Raw genomic sequence first — 18,392 nt, forward strand, 5'->3', positions numbered from 1 at the left:
AGGCCGCCACCCTTATCCGATCCAGACAAATTCCAGGAGTAACAGCATGGTCACGACATACCAGCATGACGTCTCGCCGCCCGCGGCAAACACCGGTAGCCCCGAAGACGACATCCTCTTCAGCCAGAAAGGAGACGAAATCATCGATGGAGGAGACGGCCGCGACGTCGTCAGATTTGCCGGGCGACTGGCGCAATATCGATTTACCGCCACCAGCGGTGGCGTGTGGATTACCGATCTGGTGCAAGGGCGTGGCGGCAGCGATTTCGTCAGGAATGTCGAGACGGCCTCTTTCATCGATGCCCAGATCGACCTTCCCACCGATGATGTCGGCGCTGCGCCGCCACCTCATCCGGTCGCCGATGTGATCAGGCTGGATGCCGAGGCAAAGGCAATAGAGCGCCGCCAGCCGCACCTGATTGCCGCCAGCCAGTTGCTCGCCAACGATCTCCACTGGCAAGGCGCCGGGCTCGGCATCGCGGCCGTCACCGATGCTGTCGGCGGCAGCGTGACGCTCACCGAGGCGGGTGATGTGTTGTTCACGCCGGCCCCCGATTTTGCCGGCATCATGTCCTTTCGCTATACGGTGCGCGACATGCAGGGCAGTATTTCTTCCGCCCCTGCGACGGTCTATCTGCAAAGCGGAGACTTGCCGCAAGACCCGTTGCTGACGCAGCAGTGGCATCTGGATCAGGCCAATGTCCTGCCGGTCTGGCGCGACTACATCGGGCGTGGCGTGACGATAGGCCAGTTCGAACCCGGGGCCGATGAAGCCGATAGCCGCGCTATCCTGGATGTGCGGCATCGCGAACTGGCGCCCAACCTCAACCCTGCCTGGGTCGTCAACGCGGCGGGCAGTAGTGGCGGTTCCGACGGCGACCAGCCCAGTCTGCACGCCACCATTGTCGCGGCCCTCATGGTCGCCGCGCGCAATGGCGAGGCTGGACTTGGTGTCGCCTACGGTGCGACTGTCGGCGGGCATTGGATCGGAGACTCGGATACGCCGCTGCTGTCGGCAATGCGTCATTACGATGTCGCCAATAACAGCTGGGGCGCAATCGAACGCTTTGCGCTCATCGCCCAGCCGGCAACACTCAATGCGCACTTGCCGGCGTTTGCCGATGCCGTTCGCCGTGGGCGCGAGCGCCTGGGAACCGTGATCGTCGCGGCGGCCGGAAACGAGCGCATCAAGGGCACCAACACCAACTACAACAGCGTGAGCAACAGCCGCACCAATATCACGGTGGGAGCGGTGGCACGGCATGGCGGCCCGGACGGCATGCTCCAGCGATTTTCCACCCCTGGCGCCAGCGTGCTGGTCAGCGCACCGGGCGCGGCGCTGGTCACCGGCATTGGCGCGCCCGACATGCGGCGTACGGGCACCAGCTATGCCGCGCCCATCGTCAGCGGCATCGTGGCGCTGATGCTGGAAGCCAATCCAGCGCTCGGTTATCGCGATGTGCAGCAGATCCTGGCATGGTCGGCGCACTGGGTCGAGGACGTCGGTTCCGATTGGCAGGTCAATGGCGCGACCAACTGGAACGGCGGCGGCATGGTGGTCAGCCACGATTACGGCTACGGCGAGGTCGACGCGCGTGCCGCCGTGCGTCTGGCCGAGCGCTGGATCACGCAACACACGGCCTACAACGAAGTATGGGCGGCCCAGCCTGCGCACTCGGGGACCATCGACCTGGCGATCCCTGATGGCCAGGCGCCACTGCAGCACAGCATGCAATTGCTGCAGAGCGCGCAGCCCATGGCGCCCGGGGTGCCGCAAGCCGATCTGCTGATCGAACATGTCGAGGTTCTCCTCAAGATCAGTCATGCCCGGCCGGGCGACCTGACGATCAGGCTGATTTCGCCGGCGGGAACCGAATCGATCCTGATGCAACGACCCGGACGCCCGCCCCAGGCCGGGCCCGGAGAACTTGGCGACAGCGCCTTCTTCGACGGCGCGCATGGGCTCGAGCATGTCTTCACCAGTGCGCGCCTGCGGGGCGAGCGGGCCGCAGGCGAATGGACCCTGGAAGTCGCCGATGCCGTCAGTGGCGAGACCGGCATATTGCATGAATGGAGCCTCAACGCCTATGGCAGCCTCGCCAGCGCCGACGATCACTATGTCTACACCGATGCCTTCGGGGCATTGGTCGCGCTGACCGGGCGCAACCTGCTCAAGGACGATAACGGTGGCGTCGACACCATCGACCTGGCCGCCATGGGCAGTGGCAGCCAGGTCGATCTGATGCAAGGTTACGCCGTCGTCGCCGGTCAGGCCCTGGTGATTGATCGGCCGGAACAGTTCGAGAATGTCATCGGTGGCGAGTTCGACGACACGCTGATCGGCAACCAGTCCGCCAATATTCTGGTGGGCGGACATGGCAGCGATGTGCTCCTGGGCGGCGCCGGTGACGATGTGCTGTTTGTCAGCCGCGATGGCGGCAGTACGATCAGTGGCGGCGCCGGGCGCGATGTCTTCGTCATCGAGCTGGGACGCCCGCAACCGTGGGGCGTCACGGCGCCGGACGATGTCATTACCGATTTCACGCTGGGCGAAGACAAGCTGCTGATGTCGGGTTTTTCGGCCAGCACGATGCTGCGTCAGATCAATGTCGAAACAGAAGGCAACGATGCCGTGCTGCGCATCTATAACGGCGGCAGGCGAATCGTGCTCAAGGACGTCAATACCTATCCGGAGCAGATGGCCGGCAGCTGGATCGGCGGCCTCCTTTTCCGGCGAGGCCATGCGCACAGCCTGACCGTGGCCGATGGCGTACAGGTGCGCGAGGTGAGCGGTGGCGGGACCCTGCATTGGGGTTCCGACCTGGCCGACGATATCGTGGCCGCCAGCAGCGGCACATTCTGGCTGGGCAACGCCGACGACCGGGCCACTGGCGCTGCGGGCGACGACGTGATGCACGGCGACGCCGGTGACGACCGCCTCTACGGCGGTGGCGGCAACGATATCCTGTATGGCGGCACCGGCCGCGACCTGCTGTCGGGCGGCGACGGCGACGATATCCTGCATCTTGACGGCGATGACGCGCTCGCCGGCCACGCGCAGGAGCGAGCGCTGTTGACGGCAAGCCTCATTCGCGTCGAGGGCAGCGCGCCGCTCGCTGCCAGGGCCGAGGGTGGCGCCGGTAGCGATCGTTTCGTAGTGGCCGCCGATAGCGGCCACCAGGTATCACTGGGCCTGATGAAGAACCTGGTCAGCGACTTCGACGTCGGTGATCCCGACGAGAAGATCGACCTGTCGAAGATTGCCGGCGTGCACGGTATTGACGACCTGAACTTCTCCGTCCTGTATTACAACGGCGAACGCTACCTGCGGGTCTGGCTGGGCCCGGCCCGGAGCGCGACGCAATATATTACGCTCAGGGCCGTCGATGCCGGGCAGCTTGGCGCGTCCAACTTCATCTTCAACGACGATGCCGAGTCACCCCTGCGGGCGCCGGCCCCGGCGCTGCGGGGCACCACCGGCGACGATTTCCTCGTTGGCGATGACGGTGTCAATGTGATCGATGGCGATCGTGGCGCCGACCGCATGCAGGGCCTGGCGGGAGATGACACCTATGTCGTCGACAACACGGGCGACACCATCATCGAAAGCGCCGACGGCGGTTATGACCACGTGCTTTCCGGCGTGAGCCATACCCTGGCCGACAATGTCGAAGCGCTTACGCTGCAGACACGCGATGACGGCCGCGCTCCCGGCTACCTGAAAGGCTATTCCTATGGCAATGCGCACGCGACCGGCAACGCGCTGGACAATGCCATCGACGGCAATATCGGCGACAACATCATCGATGGAAGAGGCGGCGCCGACGTGATGGCCGGTGGTCCCGGTGACGACAGCTATATCGTCGACCATGCTGGCGACCGGATCGTGGAGCATGAAGGCGAGGGCCGGGACCGCGTGAAATCTTCGGTGTCGTTCCTGCTTGAGGGCCATGTCGAACGGCTGGAGCTGACCGGCAGTGATGCCATCGACGGCACCGGCAACGATCTCGACAATCGTCTCATCGGCAATCTCGGCGCCAACCGCCTGCTGGGCGGATTCGGCAACGACAGCATCGACGGCGCCGCCGGTGACGATCGCCTTTACGGCGGCGCTGGCCATGATCGGATCGTGGGCGGGTCCGGGCGCGACCTGCTCGACGGCGGCGCCGGCAACGATGTGCTCATTGGCGAGGCCGGCGACGATACCTATCTGCTTGCGCGCGGCATGGGGCAGGATTATGTGTGGGAAGAAGACGATGCCGCCGGGCGCGCCGACCGGATCGACGTCGGCGCCGGATTGTCGCAGCAGGATATCGCGGTGCGCCGCGATGGCAACGATCTGCTGTTGTTGATCGCCGGCAGCGATGAAGGCATGCGCATCGGAAACTGGTTTGCCGGCAGTCGCCATCAGGTCGCGCAAGTGCATTTCGGCGATGGCAGCGTATGGCACAGTGCCGCGCTTGCAGAGCAGGGGAACGCGGCCCAGGCGCACGCCGGCGACCTGCTCTTTGGCAAGGCATGGAGCGCGGCAATCATGTCGGCACGCGCCGAAGTGCCGGCCATCGGATCCGACCCGTTCGGCGAGCGTGACGTCATCGGGCGCGACTCGATCTATGCCTATGGCGTGCCGGTGCAGGATACGGTGCCGCTGCTGACCCATGCAAGCCGTGGCTACTGCCGGGGCGCAGTGTTCGAGAACATCAGCGCCGGCATCGACACAGTCAAGATCGGCGCCGGCTACAGCGGGCAAGACCTGTCGCTTGATCGATGCTACGGCCGCAGCGAGGCCGACACCGATCTGCGGTTGCGACTGGGCAGCGGCTGGTACCTGAAAAACGCGCTGACGCTGCGCGAGGGACAGGACAGGATTCGCATCGACTTCGCCGATGGCGTCCTGTGGGATAACGCAACCGTGCGCGAGAAGATCAAGCCCGGCATAGAGCGGGGCGTGCCGGTCACCGGCCATACCGGCCAGCAGCCTGGTCGTAATCTCTGGCGGGGCTATGACGATACGTCCGACGTGTTCCACGGTGGCGCCCATCATGACGTGATGTATGGCCTGCTGGGCGAAGACCATCTCGACGGTGGCGACGGCGATGACACGCTGCATGGCGGCGGCGCCGATGATCTTCTCGAGGGCGGCGCCGGCAGCGACAGACTCTACGGTGGCGACGACGATGATGTGCTCGATGGCGGCGCCGGCGACGACATGCTCGACGGTGGGCGTGGCAGCGACACCTACCTGATGTACCGGGGCATGGGGCGCGATACGGTGCACGACAACAATCGCCGCGACGATGCGGCCAATATCATCAAGGTGCTGGAAGGCGTGCGACCGCAAGACATTCTTTTCTCACGCGACACGCGCAGCCTGTACATGGATATCGCCGGGACCAGCGACCGGATGACGGTCGGCAGCATGTTCTCGGTCCCGTTCGAACCGATCACGTCGATGCAGTTCGCCGACGGCACGCGCTGGGACTTCCGTGAACTGGAACGACGTTCCCGCACTGCCACCGCAAGCGAAGCGGCCGACCTGTTGTACGGCACCGACCGGTTCCTGGAATTCAGTCGTCATCGCCCGATGAGTCTCTACGCCACCGATATATCGGGAACCGATCTGATGCAGGGCCTGGGCGGTAACGACGCGTTGTACGGATATGGTGCCAACGACCTGCTGGACGGCGGCGACGGCGACGATATCCTGCGCGGCGACGCCGGTCGCGACTTGCTCATCGGCGGGCGTGGCAATGACATCCTCTACGGCTGCAAGGAGCCCGACGTGATCGCTTTCAACCGAGGCGATGGTCGCGACAAGATCGAGACGCTCTATCACTTCGACCGCTACTCTGCCGAAGCGGGTCACCCGGGCGGCACCCTGTCGCTGGGCGGCATCAATTACGGCGACCTGGCGCTGTCCCGCAGCGGTAACGACCTTGTTCTGGATCTGGGACAAGACGACAGCATTCGCCTCGGTGATTGGTACAAGGTGTGGAACGCGCACCTGCCCTATCGCAATGACGAAGGAAAGATCATCCAGCGCCTGCAGTTCGTCACCGAATCCAGCGGCGACTACCAGGAGGGGGCAGCCGATCCGATGCATGGCAAGAAAATCGCCTGGTTCGATTTTCGTGCGCTGGTGGACCGGTTCGACCAGACGCGCGAGATCGATGCCGGCCTGGATCAATGGTCGATTGCCGCAGCCCTGGGCGAGTTCCACCTGCGCAGCAGCGACACCACTGCCTATGGTGGAGAGTTGGCCTATCGCTACGCGACCCAGGGCGACTGGCGCGGCATGGACGCGCACATGGCGCTGCATGCCGTCAACCAAAACGGCTTCGGTCGCGTCGACAAGCTGATCGCCAGCGAAATCCGGCATGACGGTTATTTCTATGGATGAGCATCAACGTCGCTCGATGCCAATGCCGGCATTTCTCGTGCGTCATTGATGTCTTCGCGATGACGACGGCGTGACCATGGGCGCGCGGTAGTGGATAGCCATTACCGTGCGCTTTTCCCATCCGGAGCGCTCTTACAGTCACCGTCTCATGGAGCATGATCATCATGGAGAATCAACAGCAAGGCCAGACCCAGCCAGATCCCGTCAACCAGGAGGGCAGCCAGACGCCGACACCGCAATCGCCCACCGACGAGCAGCAAGCGTCGGTGCAGGCAGGGTCCGCAACGGTGTCGCGCGCCAGCCAACAGGTCGGTACCGACGCGGCCGATATCCTGGTCGGAAGATCGGGGCGGGAAAGGCTGGTCGGTGGCAAGGGGGACGACACCTATATCGTCGACGATGAAGACACCGCCATCCAGGAAAAACAGGGTGAAGGCTGGGACACCATCCGTGCATCGGTCAGTTTCAAGTTGAGCCGTCATGTCGAGCGTCTCGAGCTGACCGGCCACGCCAACCTCAATGGCATGGGCAATTCAGGCAATGACAGGTTGATCGGCAATGCCGGCAATAACGTGCTCAGCGGATTCAAGGGCAATGACAGCATCGACGGCGGAGCGGGCGACGATACATTGACGGGTGATCGCGGCAACGACCGGCTGGTGGGCGGGCCTGGCGACGATGACCTGGATGGCGGTTTCGGCAACGACGTGCTGATCGGCGGCACCGGGAACGATACCTACGAACTACGGCGCGCGATGGGGCAGGACTATGTCTACGATGACGACTTCACGCACGGTAACGCCGACACCATCCGCGTCACCACTGCTCTCACGCCTGCCGATATCGAGGTCCTGCGCGATGGCGACGACTTGCTGCTGCGGATTCGCCGCACCACCAGTGGCCTGCGGGTGGGCAACTGGTTCCGGGCGCCGCGCTATCGTGTCGAGCAGGTGCGCTTCGACGACGGCACGACATGGGATATTGCCGCCATCGAGGCGCAGGCCGCGCAGCACCAGGCCGAGCCCACCGACCTGCCGTTCGGACGGGGCTGGGGCACTACGATCAGGCAGCAACAGCAGGCCGGCGCGCAGGGCCTGGAAGATCCGTCGGGACAGCGCAAGAGTCGCGACAGCATCTTCGGTTATGGCACGCCGGTGCTGGACACGGTGACCATGCGGCGCAGCGTCCAGGTCGACCTCATTTCGCCGGCGCCGCTGTGGACGCAGAGCGTGGACATGATCAAGATCGATGCCAGGATCCTTCCGGCAGACCTCATGTTGATGCGTGACCACGACGACCTGATCCTGCAGGTGGCAGGCAGCGAGCCCGGCTGCCTGCGGGTACGGCGCGGTTTCGACCGGGCGCAGATCGAATTTGCCGACGGCACCCGGTGGAGCAATGCCGCCATTCGTGAAGCGTTGCGCCTGAAATTGCGTGATGGTCGCGTGGTGCATCGCAGTCTGTCCGAACTGGCCATCAGCGGCGGCGCCTTCTACGGCTATGACGACAGCGCCGATGTACTGGAAGGGTCGCGCGACGGCGACCAGATGTTCGGTCTCGGCGGCGACGATATCATCAATGGTCACGACGGTCGCGACCGGATGTATGGCGGCCCGGGCAATGACCGGATGGCCGGTGGCCAGCATGCCGACATCATGCATGGCGGCTCGGGAAACGACGTCATGGATGGTGGTCGCGGACCGGATTACATGGATGGTGGCGCCGGTGATGACATCCTGACCGGAGGTCGTGGCGACGACGTGATCGATGGCGGGGGCGGTGATGACCGCATCGATGGCGGTCGTGGCAACGACGTGTTGCATGGCGGCCTGGGGTGCGATCTGATCCATGGCGGCGACGGCAACGATCTGCTGTACGGCGGCGCCGGGGCTGACACCTACTATCTCGACATCGGCATGGGCTTCGATATCGTCGACGAAGGTGGTGGACCGGATCGCGGCGGCAATATCATCGAAGTCGCCGCCGAACTGCGGCAAACCGACATCACACTGGCGCGCGTCGGCCATCATCTCGTGCTGGGAAGCGACGACCTGCTTAGCCGCCTGACCCTGAAGAACCTGTTCGACGGCGGCCAGGCGTATATCGAGGCGATCAATTTCGTTGACGGCAGTCGCTGGAGCTTTCCGGAACTGGAGCGCCGCTCGATCGCCGTCAACGCGACCGCAGGCGATGACATATTGCACGGCAGGGGCGGGGCGAAATGGTGGCAGGGCGACGATCTGGACGCCGATATCCATGACGTATTGAATGGCCGGGGCGGCGCCGATCAGCTATGGGGCCACGCCGGCAACGACCTGCTGGAAGGCGGGCAGGGCGACGACACGCTCACCGGCGGCGACGGCTGCGATCTGCTGGCAGGTGGTGGCGGGCGCGACCGCCTGGTGCGTGGTCGCCAGGGCGATGTCATCGTCTTCAATCGCGGCGATGGTCACGATACGCTCGCGTTCGATGCCGGTCCCGGGGCTGCTGCAGCCACGGCCGGCGGACCGACACTGTCGCTGGGCGGCGTGCGTCTCGACCAGCTGGCGTTGCGCAAGTCCGGCCTTGACTTGGTGCTCGAACTGGATTCGGGCGATAGCATCAGCGTCGAGAACTGGTACGGCGACGCTGCGCAGGTGCGCGGCACGCTGCTGCAACTGGTGCTCGACAGCACCGACGACTACCAGGCAGATGCCGACGATATCGCCCGACAACACAAGATTGCCCTGTACGACTTCAATGGCATAGCCGAGCAGTACGACCGGGCGCGCAATGACCTGCCCGGGCTCGACCTCTGGTCGGTCTCGGCGGCGCTGGCGCATCATCGTCTGCGGGGCAGCGACACCCTGGCCATTGGCGGTGAACTTGCCTATCACTATGCCCATCACGGCCAGTGGAGCCAGTTGGGGGCTGGCATCCTGTCGGCCACGCTGGTCAACCCGTTGTTTGGGAACAGCGACCAGGCCATCGCCCGTGCGGGCGCCACTGCCGTGTTGGCTGTGGCCTGAGCGGCGCGGCCACCGCTACGGTGGTGGTGGCCGTCGTGGCAACTCGAAGCTGTAGCCCACGCCGTACACTGCCTGGATCACGTTGTGGCCGGGGAAGAACGGCTCCAGCTTGCGGCGCAGGTTCTTGATGTGGGTATCGATGGCGCGATCGGTGACGGCGCGGTTTTCGTCATGCAGGTGGTTGAGCAACTGGTCGCGCGAGAAGACTACCCCCGGTGCGCTGGAGAAGGTCTTGAGCAACCTGAATTCAAGTGGCGTCAGGTTGAGGGTTTCACCGGCGATGCTCGCCTGGTGGCGGGCATCGTCCACATCCAGCGCCGCCAGCTCGGACGCTGATGTGGGCTGTTGTTGTCCACGGCTGTTGCGACGGAGCATGGCCTTGACGCGGGCCACGATCTCGCGCGGGCTGAAGGGCGTCTTGCAGATATAGTCGTCGGCGCCCAGCTCCAGGCCGCGCAGGCGGTCTTCTTCTTCCACCCGTGCCGTCAGCATCAGCACTGGCACGTCGGAAAATTCGCGCAGCTCGCGGCAGATCTCCCAGCCGCTGCGTCCGGGCAGCATGATATCCAGCAGGATCAGGTCCGGGCGTTTCTGGCGCACTGCCGGCAGCGCATCATCGCCGTGGTCGACATGGCGCGACTGATACCCGGCTGCGGCCAGGTACTTCTGCAGCAGTTCGGCCATCTTGGGTTCGTCTTCCACGATCAGGATGTCGGCGTTGGTCGGCGGCGCGAACTGGAAATCGGCTTCGCTCATGGGGTTGACTCCTGGACGAGTTCGGCCACAGGCGTGGCAAATCCGGCCGGCAGGCTGACCCGGATGCGCAGCCCGCCCAGCGGCGAATCTTCGGCCACGATACTGCCCTGATGGGCGTCGACGATGCGCCGACAGATGGCCAGCCCCAGTCCGGCGCCGCCGCCGGCCCGGCTGCGCGACGCCTCAACCCGGAAGAAGCGTTCGAACAGGCGCGCCAGCGCAGGCGCCTCGACCCCCGGTGCGCTATCGTCGAAGATCACTTGCCATTGCTGCTGTTCGAGCCGGCAGTGCAGTTGCAGCAGGCCGCCGTGGTCGGTGTAGCGCAGGCTGTTCTCGAACAGGTTATTGAACAGCTGTTGCAACCGGGCGCCATCGGCATGCACCGGCATCGATTCGGGCAGACTCACTTCGATACGCAGCCCGCGCTTGCGATAGCGTTCCTCGATCATCTGCACCGTGTCGCGCAACAGCAGCGCGAGGTCGATATCGGCCTTGCGATAGGTCAGCGCGCCAGCGTCCGCCAGCGACAGGTCGTACAGGTCGCCGACCAGCTTGTTGAGATGCACCACTTCACTCTTGAGCGAACGGATGGTGTGTTCGTCGGCCTGCAGCACGCCATCCTCGAGCGCCTCGAGCTGGCCGTTGAGGATACCCAGCGGGGTGCGCAGTTCGTGCGAGACATCGGCCATGAATTCGCGCCGCAGCTTTTCGTTGCGCTCCAGCGTCATGGCCAGCAGGTTGAAGTCATGCGCCAACTGGCCGACCTCGTCGCCGGATTCGACTTCGACCCGGGTCGCATAGTCGCCGCCGGCCAGTTTATGGGTGGCACTGGTGACCCGCGAGAGCGGCTTGAGCAACACCCCCGAGATGCGTACCACCAGGAACGCGGCCAGCATGATGGCAATCACCGCGATGGCGGTCTGCGCCAGGAACTGGCTTTGCTGGAAGCGCAGGTCGACCGCACCGATGACACTTTCGAATGGCGTCTGCGCCACCCACCCGATCAGCGTGTCATTGCTCATCAGCGGACGCAGCATCGCATCGGCGCCGACGTTGGGATAGCCGATGACGAACTTGCGCTGGGTGTCGAGCAGCGAGAAGCGCAGCGTCGCCCCGGTCAGGTCGGAGGGGGTGAAGGTAGGGCCGGGCGCCGGACCTGCGCCGTTGTGCTCGACGATGGCCGGCTTCATCAGCGCAAACCAGGTGCGCGGATTGTCGCGGATGAATTCCCAGCTGCCGTTGTTGTCGCGGTAGGCCTGTTCCAGCCGCGGCACCATGTCTTCCATGCGTTGCTGGGCCTGTTCGTTCAGATAACCGAGGAAGTCGCGGGTGAAGATGTAGTGACCGGCGCCGTTGACAGCCACGATCACCACCACGATCAGCGCCAGCATCGCGTAGAACAGTTTCAGGCGGATGTTGGCGCGATAGAAGAAGCGATCGGTCAGGTCCGCCAGCGGGGCAGGAAGGTTTTTGCGCGCGGTCATGCGGGTCTTGGAGCAGAAAGTCAGGCCGTCAGGGTATCAAGATAAATCCTGCAAAGGGTGATTTGTTGCAAAGCACAATATCCTCAAATTTGCTCCACATTTGCTTCGTATCCTTGCCGGTCCGATAGCTCATTGCGCCTGTCGCTTGCCACTTTGGCAAGTATGTCGTCGCGCAGAAAGTCCACGACAATGCTCAAAAAGAATACCGCCGCCGGCTCCCTGGCCATCGCCGTCCTGCTGGCCACCACGCTGGCCGCTTGCTCGAAGTCGGGCAACCAGGCGCCTGTCGCGACCCAGGCCGAGATCGGCTACGTAGTGGTCAAGACCCAGCGCCAGGCCGTCACCACCGAGTTGCCCGGACGCACCACCGCCTACCTGGCAGCCGACATCCGGCCGCAGGTGGGGGGCATCATCCAGAAGCGGCTGTTCAAGGAAGGCGCCACCGTCAAGGCTGGCCAGCCGCTGTACCAGATCGATCCATCGACCTACCAGGCCGCGCTCGACAGCGCCAAGGCTTCGCTGCTCAAGGCCGAAGCCACGCTGGCCTCGTCGCGCCTGAAGGCGCAGCGCTACGCCGAACTCGACAAGATCGACGCCGTCGCCAAGCAGGACAATGACGACGCCCAGAGCACCCTGCGCCAGAACCAGGCCGATGTCGAGGTGCAGAAGGCGGCAGTCAAGACGGCCGCCATCAATGTCGAATTCACCCGCATCCTGTCGCCGATCTCCGGTCGCATCGAGAAATCCAGCGTCACGCCCGGCGCCCTGGTGACGGCCAGCCAGACCACCGCCCTGACGACCGTGCAACAGATCGATCCGATCTATGTCGACGTGACCCAGTCCACGGTCGACCTGCTGCGCCTGAAGCGCGAACTGGCCAGCGGCCAGATCAAGAAGAGCGGCGACAACGCGGCCCAGGTCAAGATCCTGCTGGAAGATGGCTCGACCTACGACCGCCGCGGCAAGCTCGAATTCTCCGGCCTGTCGGTCGATACCGGCACCGGCATGATCACGCTGCGCGCGGTGGTGCCCAATCCGGACGGCATCCTGCTGCCGGGTTCCTACGTGCGGGCGGTGCTGGAAGAAGGCGTCGACGAGCACGCATTGCTGGTGCCGCAAAAGGCGGTCAGCCGCGACCAGACCGGTGCCGCCACCGCCCTGGTAATCGGCGCCAGCGGCAAGGTCGAGCAACGGATCCTGACCGCCGTGCGTGCGGTGGGCAACAGCTGGTGGATCAGCAAGGGATTGCAGGAAGGGGACAAGCTGATCGTGGACGGCCTGCAGAAGGTGCGTCCGGGCGATACCCCGCGCGCCATCGACGTCACCGACACGCTGCAAAAGGACCTGGCCAAGGAAGCCGCCGCTGCTGCCGCCGACCCATCGCTGGGCGGCACCGCCGGCGCCACCGCATCCGGCGCTGCCAACAGCGGCGCGAAGTAAGGAGCGCACATGGCACGTTTCTTCATCGACCGGCCCATCTTCGCGTGGGTCATCGCCATCATCATCATGCTGGGCGGGCTGATGTCCATCCGCCAGCTTTCGCTCGAACAGTATCCGGACATCGCGCCGCCCAAGGTCAATATCCGCGCCACCTATACCGGTGCCTCGGCCAAGACCCTGGAAGACTCGGTGACCCAGGTGATCGAGCAGCAGATGAAAGGCCTCGACAACCTGCAATACATGTCGGCCAGTTCCAGCTCGGCCGGCAGCGCCACCGTGGCGCTGACCTTTACCGCCGGCACCAATCCCGACGTGGCCCAGATGCAGGTGCAGAACAAGCTGCAGCAGGTCACCGCGCGCCTGCCGCAGGCGGTCCAGAACAACGGCGTCACGGTCACCAAGGCCTCGACCGACATCCTGATGGTGGTGTCGCTGACCTCGGAAGACCCGCGCATCACCAACATCGACATCGGCGACTTCATCAGCAGCACGCTGACCGACCAGATCAGCCGCGTCGAGGGGGTGGGCGACGTCACCGCGTTCGGCACCAACTACGCCATGCGGATCTGGCTCGATCCGACCAAGCTGCAGAAATATGCGCTGATGCCGTCCGATGTCACCAGCGCGCTCACGGCGCAGAACACCGAAGTCTCGGCCGGTGAAATCGGCGCCTTGCCGGCGGTCCCCGGGCAGCAGATCAATGCCACCATCACGGCCCGCAGCAAGCTCACTACCGCGGCCGAATTTCGCAACATCATCGTGAAGTCGTCGGCCGACGGCTCGGTGGTCAAGCTGTCGGATGTGGCGCGGGTCGAAGTGGGCGGCGAAAGCTACCAGGTCGCCTCGCAGCAGAACGGCAAGCCGTCGTCGGCGCTGGCGATCCAGCTGGCCACCGGCGCCAACGCGCTCGATACCGCCGATGCGGTCAAGAAGAAACTGGCCGAGCTCGAGCCTTACTTCCCGGCGTCGATGCAGCTCAAGACCAACATCGCCTATGACACCACGCCGTTCGTGCGGGTCTCGCTGGAAGAAGTGGTCAAGACCCTGATCGAGGCGATCGTGCTGGTGGTGCTGATCATGTACCTGTTCCTGCAGAACCTGCGGGCCACCTTCATTCCGGCCATCACGGTGCCGGTGGTGTTGCTGGGTACCTTCGGCATCCTCGCCATGTTCGGCTACTCGATCAACACGCTGACCATGTTCGGGTTGGTGCTGGCCATCGGCCTGCTGGTCGACGATGCCATCGTGGTGGTGGAAAACGTCGAGCGCCTGATGGCGGAAGAAAAACTGAGTCCCAAGGATGCCACCCGCAAGTCGATGCAGGAAATCACCGGCGCCCTGGTGGGTATCGCCATGGTGTTGTCGGCGGTGTTCATCCCGATGGCTTTCTTCGGCGGCTCCACCGGCGTGATCTATCGCCAGTTCTCGATCACCATCGTCTCGGCCATGGCGCTGTCGGTGCTGGTGGCACTGACGCTGACGCCGGCGCTGTGCGCCACGTTGCTCAAGCCGCACGCACCGGGTCATGTCAAGCAGGGGCGTTTCTTCACCTGGTTCAACCGCAGTTTCGATCGTAATGCCGAGCGCTATCGCGGCGGCGTCGGCGGCCTGCTCAAGCGCGGCAAGCGCGGGCTGCTGATGTATGCCCTGATCGTGGTGGCCATGGCGGTGATGTTCGTACGCCTGCCGACGTCGTTCCTGCCCGAGGAAGACCAGGGCGTGCTGATGGCGCAGATCCAGTTGCCGACCGGCGCCACCGCCGAGCAGACCCGGGCCGTGGTGAAGACGGTGCAGGAATACTTCATGAACAAGCCCGAGGTGGTCGATTCGGTGCTGGCCATCGTCGGCGCCGGTGTCGGCGGCAACAGCCAGAACGGCGCGCGTGCCTTCATCCGCCTGAAGGATTGGAGCGAACGCACCGGCGACGGCCAGGGCGCTACCGCCCTGGTGCGTCGGGCCAATGCCGACCTGTCCAAGATTCGCGGCGCGCGGGTGTTCCTGATGAACCCGCCGGCGGTGCGCGGCCTGGGCCAGAGCTCGGGCTTCGACGTCGAACTCAAGGATGTCGGTGGGGTGGGCCACGATGCATTGATCAAGGCTCGCGACCAGTTCTTGCAGCAGGCACGCCAGAACCCGTTGCTGGCCAACGTGCGTATCACCGGCCTGGACGACACGCCGCAGCTGCGCGTCAGCATCGATGACCGCAAGGCCGATGCGCTGTCGATCGCTACGGCCGACATCAATTCGACGCTGGCGACCGCCATGGGGGGCACCTACGTCAACGACTTCCTCTCCAATGGTCGGGTCAAGAAGGTGTATGTGCAGGGCGATTCGGCCTTCCGTATGCAGACCGAAGACATCAACCGCTGGTATGTGCGCAACTCGGCCGACCAGATGGTGCCGTTCTCGGCCTTCCTGAGCAGCAAGTGGAGCTATGGCCCATCGCTGCTGGAGCGCTATAACGGCGTGTCGTCGTTCGAGATCGTCGGCGAGCCGGCCAGCGGCGTCAGTTCGGGCGCCGCCATGAACGAGGTCGAACGCATGGTCGCGGCCCTGCCTTCCGGCGTCGGTTTCGAGTGGACCGGCGCGTCCTACCAGGAACGCCTCTCGGGAAACCAGGCGCCGATGCTGTATGCGATCTCGATCCTGTTCGTGTTCCTGTGCCTGGCCGCACTCTACGAGAGCTGGTCGGTGCCGTTCGCGGTGATCCTGGCGGTCCCGCTGGGCATCATCGGCACGGTGTTGCTGACCGGATTGTTCGGCATGTCCAACGACGTTTATTTCCAGGTGGGCTTGCTGACCACGGTCGGTTTATCGGCCAAGAACGCGATCCTGATCGTCGAGTTTGCCAAGCAGCTGCATGAGTCCGGCAAGTCGCTGCGTGACGCCACGCTGGAAGCGGTGCAATTGCGGCTGCGTCCGATCCTGATGACCTCGCTGGCCTTCATGTTCGGCGTGCTGCCACTGGCCATCGCCAGCGGCGCCGGTTCGGCCAGCCGTCGCGCCATCGGCACCGGAGTGCTGGGCGGGATGGCCACCGCGACCGTCCTGGGCCTGTTCTTCGTGCCCCTGTTCTACTTCCTGATCGGCAGCTGGCTCGACCGTCGCGCCAAGGCGCGCGCAGAGCGCACTGGCGGCACCGATCATTCCCTGCAAAAGGAGGGCGTGTGATGCAAGCACTCCAACACAAGCAAAAGACCATGGTGCAACGTACTGTCATGGCGCTGGCCCTGGCCACGGCATTGGCCGGTTGCGCCAACCTGGCGCCCGATTATCAACAGGTGGCGGCGCCGGTGCCGTCCGACTGGTCGCAGCGGGTAGATGGCAAGCAGATCGTTGCCGCCAACGGTGAGCGCGCCGCGCAGACCAATGCCGCCGACGCCATCGGCTGGCGCCAGTTCTTTCTCGATACGCGCTTGCAGAAGGTGATCGAGCAGTCGCTGCAGAACAATCGCGACCTGCGGGTGGCGGCGCTCAATATCGAGAAGGCGCGTGCCCAATATCGCATTACCGACGCCGACCGTTTTCCCGCCATCGGCGCCACCGGCACCAGCAGCACCAGCCGCACGCCGGCCGAGCTGACCACCAGCGGGCGCGCCACCATCGCACGCCAGCAAAGCGTGACGGTGGGCATCTCGTCTTATGAACTGGACTTTTTCGGACGTCTCAAGAACCTGTCCGACGCGGCGCTGGAAACCTATCGCTACCAGGAAGAAACCCGGCGCAGCACCCAGATCAGCCTGGTGGCCGAAGTCGCCACTGCGTGGTTGACGCTGGCCTCGGATCGCGAATTGCTGAAGCTGGCGCAGGACACCTTGCAGAGCCAGTCGCGCACGTATGAATTGAGCCAGCGCAGCCATGACATCGGCACCACCTCCGGCGTCGACCTGGCCAGCCAGGAAGCCACGGTCGAGTCCGCCCGCGCCGATGTGGCCCGCTACACGGCGCAGGTAGCGCAGGACATCAATGCCCTGCGTCTGCTGGTGGGGGGCGACCTCGACGAGCAGGACTTGCCGCAAGGCTTGCCGGAGGCGGCCAGCGTATTGCTGCCCACGCCTGCCGGCCTGCCGTCGGAAGTGTTACTGCGTCGTCCCGACGTGTTGGCGGCGGAGCACACGTTGAAGGCTGCCAATGCCGACATTGGTGCGGCGCGTGCCGCGTTCTTCCCCAGCATCTCGCTGACGGCCAATGGCGGCACGGCCAGCCAGACGCTGGGTGGCTTGTTCAAGCCGGGCAGTGCATCGTGGAGCTTCGTGCCATCGATCAATTTGCCGATCTTCAACGCCGGCAGCCTGCGGGCCAGCCTCGATTCGGCCAAGATCACGCGTGATATCGACGTGGCCAATTACGAGAAGGCGATCCAGACCGCGTTTCGCGAAGTGGCGGATGCCTTGTCGTTGCGGGCCACGCTGGACCAACGCCTGACGGCGCAATCGCGGGTGACGGCGGCCAACGAAAAGAGTTATAGATTGTCTGAGGCGCGCTATCGCAACGGCGTCGACAGCTATCTCACCACGCTGGTGTCGCAGCGCTCGTTGTATAGCGCGCAGCAGACGCTGATCGCCTTGCGGCTGACCGAGCAGAGCAATCGTATTACGCTCTACAAGGTGCTGGGTGGCGGGTGGAACGAGCAGGGCGGTGGCGCCCAATAAGCGACGAGGGTGGTTGTATCGATACCCTGTACCCCACCCTCCGTCGTCCTGACGAAAGTCGGGACCCAGCGTCGTTAAGGTGGCGCATGAGTCATCGCTAACGCCACTGGGTTCCTGCCTGCGCAGGAACGACGAGGGTGTTTTTATCGATTAGCGGTATCCCACCCTCCGTCATCCTGACGAAGGACAGGACCTAGCGTCGTTAAGGCGGCGCATGAGTCATCACTAACGCCACTGGGTTCCTGCCTTCGCAGGAACGACGAGGGTGGTTTTGTCGATTAACCGTACCTCAACCTCCGTCGTCCTGACGAAAGTCGGGACCCAGCGTCGTTAAGACGGCGCATGAGGCATCACTAACGCCACTGGGTTCCTGCCTTCGCAGGAACGACGAGGGTGGTTTTGTCGATTAACCGTACCCCAACCTCCGTCGTCCTGACGAAAGTCGGGACCCAGCGTCGTTAAGACGGCGCATGAGGCATCACCAACGCCACTGGGTTCCTGCCTTCGCAGGAACGACGAGGGTGTTTTTGTCGATTAACCGTACCCCAACCTCCGTCGTCCTGACGAAAGTCGGGACCCAGCGTCGTTAAGACGGCGCATGAGGCATCACCAACGCCACTGGGTTCCTGCCTTCGCAGGAACGACGAGGGTG

The 18,392-nt window shown here is 64.2% G+C and carries 7 protein-coding genes; 5 read left to right on the forward strand and 2 right to left on the reverse strand.

What is annotated here, in order from left to right; genetic code table 11:
* Window positions 1-46 precede the first annotated feature (46 nt).
* Together LBW87_RS20620 and LBW87_RS20625 are read left to right on the forward strand one after the other, a co-directional pair.
* The gene (locus LBW87_RS20620; RefSeq protein ID WP_225203341.1) at window positions 47-6,400 is read left to right on the forward strand and encodes a S8 family serine peptidase; all 6,354 of its coding nucleotides are present in this window, start codon (window positions 47-49) and stop codon (window positions 6,398-6,400) included.
* Between the two features lie 164 nt (window positions 6,401-6,564).
* Window positions 6,565-9,408, forward strand: coding sequence for a calcium-binding protein (locus tag LBW87_RS20625; RefSeq protein ID WP_225203342.1), 2,844 nt, complete (start codon window positions 6,565-6,567; stop codon window positions 9,406-9,408).
* A gap of 15 nt (window positions 9,409-9,423) precedes the next feature.
* Here LBW87_RS20625 and LBW87_RS20630 read toward each other — a convergent pair whose 3' ends face one another.
* On the reverse strand, window positions 9,424-10,164 hold the full coding sequence (locus tag LBW87_RS20630) for a response regulator (RefSeq protein WP_225203343.1): 741 nt from the start codon (window positions 10,162-10,164) through the stop codon (window positions 9,424-9,426).
* Window positions 10,161-11,648, reverse strand: a complete 1,488-nt coding sequence (locus LBW87_RS20635) for an ATP-binding protein (protein WP_225203344.1) — start codon at window positions 11,646-11,648, stop codon at window positions 10,161-10,163. Before LBW87_RS20635 ends, LBW87_RS20630 begins: the two co-directional genes overlap by 4 nt.
* A 189-nt stretch (window positions 11,649-11,837) precedes the next feature.
* Between LBW87_RS20635 and LBW87_RS20640 the strand changes: the two genes are divergently transcribed.
* The 3 genes from LBW87_RS20640 to LBW87_RS20650 are packed head-to-tail and all read left to right on the forward strand — an operon-like array spanning window position 11,838 to window position 17,740.
* Complete coding sequence (locus tag LBW87_RS20640; RefSeq protein WP_225203345.1) at window positions 11,838-13,088, forward strand: efflux RND transporter periplasmic adaptor subunit; 1,251 nt, start codon at window positions 11,838-11,840, stop codon at window positions 13,086-13,088.
* 9 nt (window positions 13,089-13,097) lie between these two features.
* Window positions 13,098-16,259 carry an efflux RND transporter permease subunit gene (locus tag LBW87_RS20645; RefSeq protein ID WP_225203346.1) on the forward strand — a complete coding sequence of 1,054 codons (3,162 nt, stop codon included), beginning with the start codon at window positions 13,098-13,100 and terminating at the stop codon, window positions 16,257-16,259.
* Complete coding sequence (locus tag LBW87_RS20650) at window positions 16,259-17,740, forward strand: efflux transporter outer membrane subunit (protein WP_320442747.1); 1,482 nt, start codon at window positions 16,259-16,261, stop codon at window positions 17,738-17,740. The genes LBW87_RS20645 and LBW87_RS20650 overlap by 1 nt, the downstream gene beginning before the upstream one ends.
* Window positions 17,741-18,392: the final 652 nt, after the last annotated feature.

Source organism: Herbaspirillum sp. alder98 (genome assembly GCF_020179755.1).
Taxonomy (GTDB): Bacteria; Pseudomonadota; Gammaproteobacteria; order Burkholderiales; family Burkholderiaceae_D; genus Herbaspirillum.

What these genes read in the sequence shown, in the direction of transcription:
- LBW87_RS20630 (WP_225203343.1), bottom strand. Translation starts at nt 10,164, where the DNA reads ATGAGCGAAGCCGATTTCCAGTTCGCGCCGCCGACCAACGCCGACATC.
- LBW87_RS20625 (WP_225203342.1), top strand. Translation starts at nt 6,565, where the DNA reads ATGGAGAATCAACAGCAAGGCCAGACCCAGCCAGATCCCGTCAACCAG.
- LBW87_RS20620 (WP_225203341.1), top strand. Translation starts at nt 47, where the DNA reads ATGGTCACGACATACCAGCATGACGTCTCGCCGCCCGCGGCAAACACC.
- LBW87_RS20650 (WP_320442747.1), top strand. Translation starts at nt 16,259, where the DNA reads ATGCAAGCACTCCAACACAAGCAAAAGACCATGGTGCAACGTACTGTC.
- LBW87_RS20640 (WP_225203345.1), top strand. Translation starts at nt 11,838, where the DNA reads ATGCTCAAAAAGAATACCGCCGCCGGCTCCCTGGCCATCGCCGTCCTG.
- LBW87_RS20635 (WP_225203344.1), bottom strand. Translation starts at nt 11,648, where the DNA reads ATGACCGCGCGCAAAAACCTTCCTGCCCCGCTGGCGGACCTGACCGAT.
- LBW87_RS20645 (WP_225203346.1), top strand. Translation starts at nt 13,098, where the DNA reads ATGGCACGTTTCTTCATCGACCGGCCCATCTTCGCGTGGGTCATCGCC.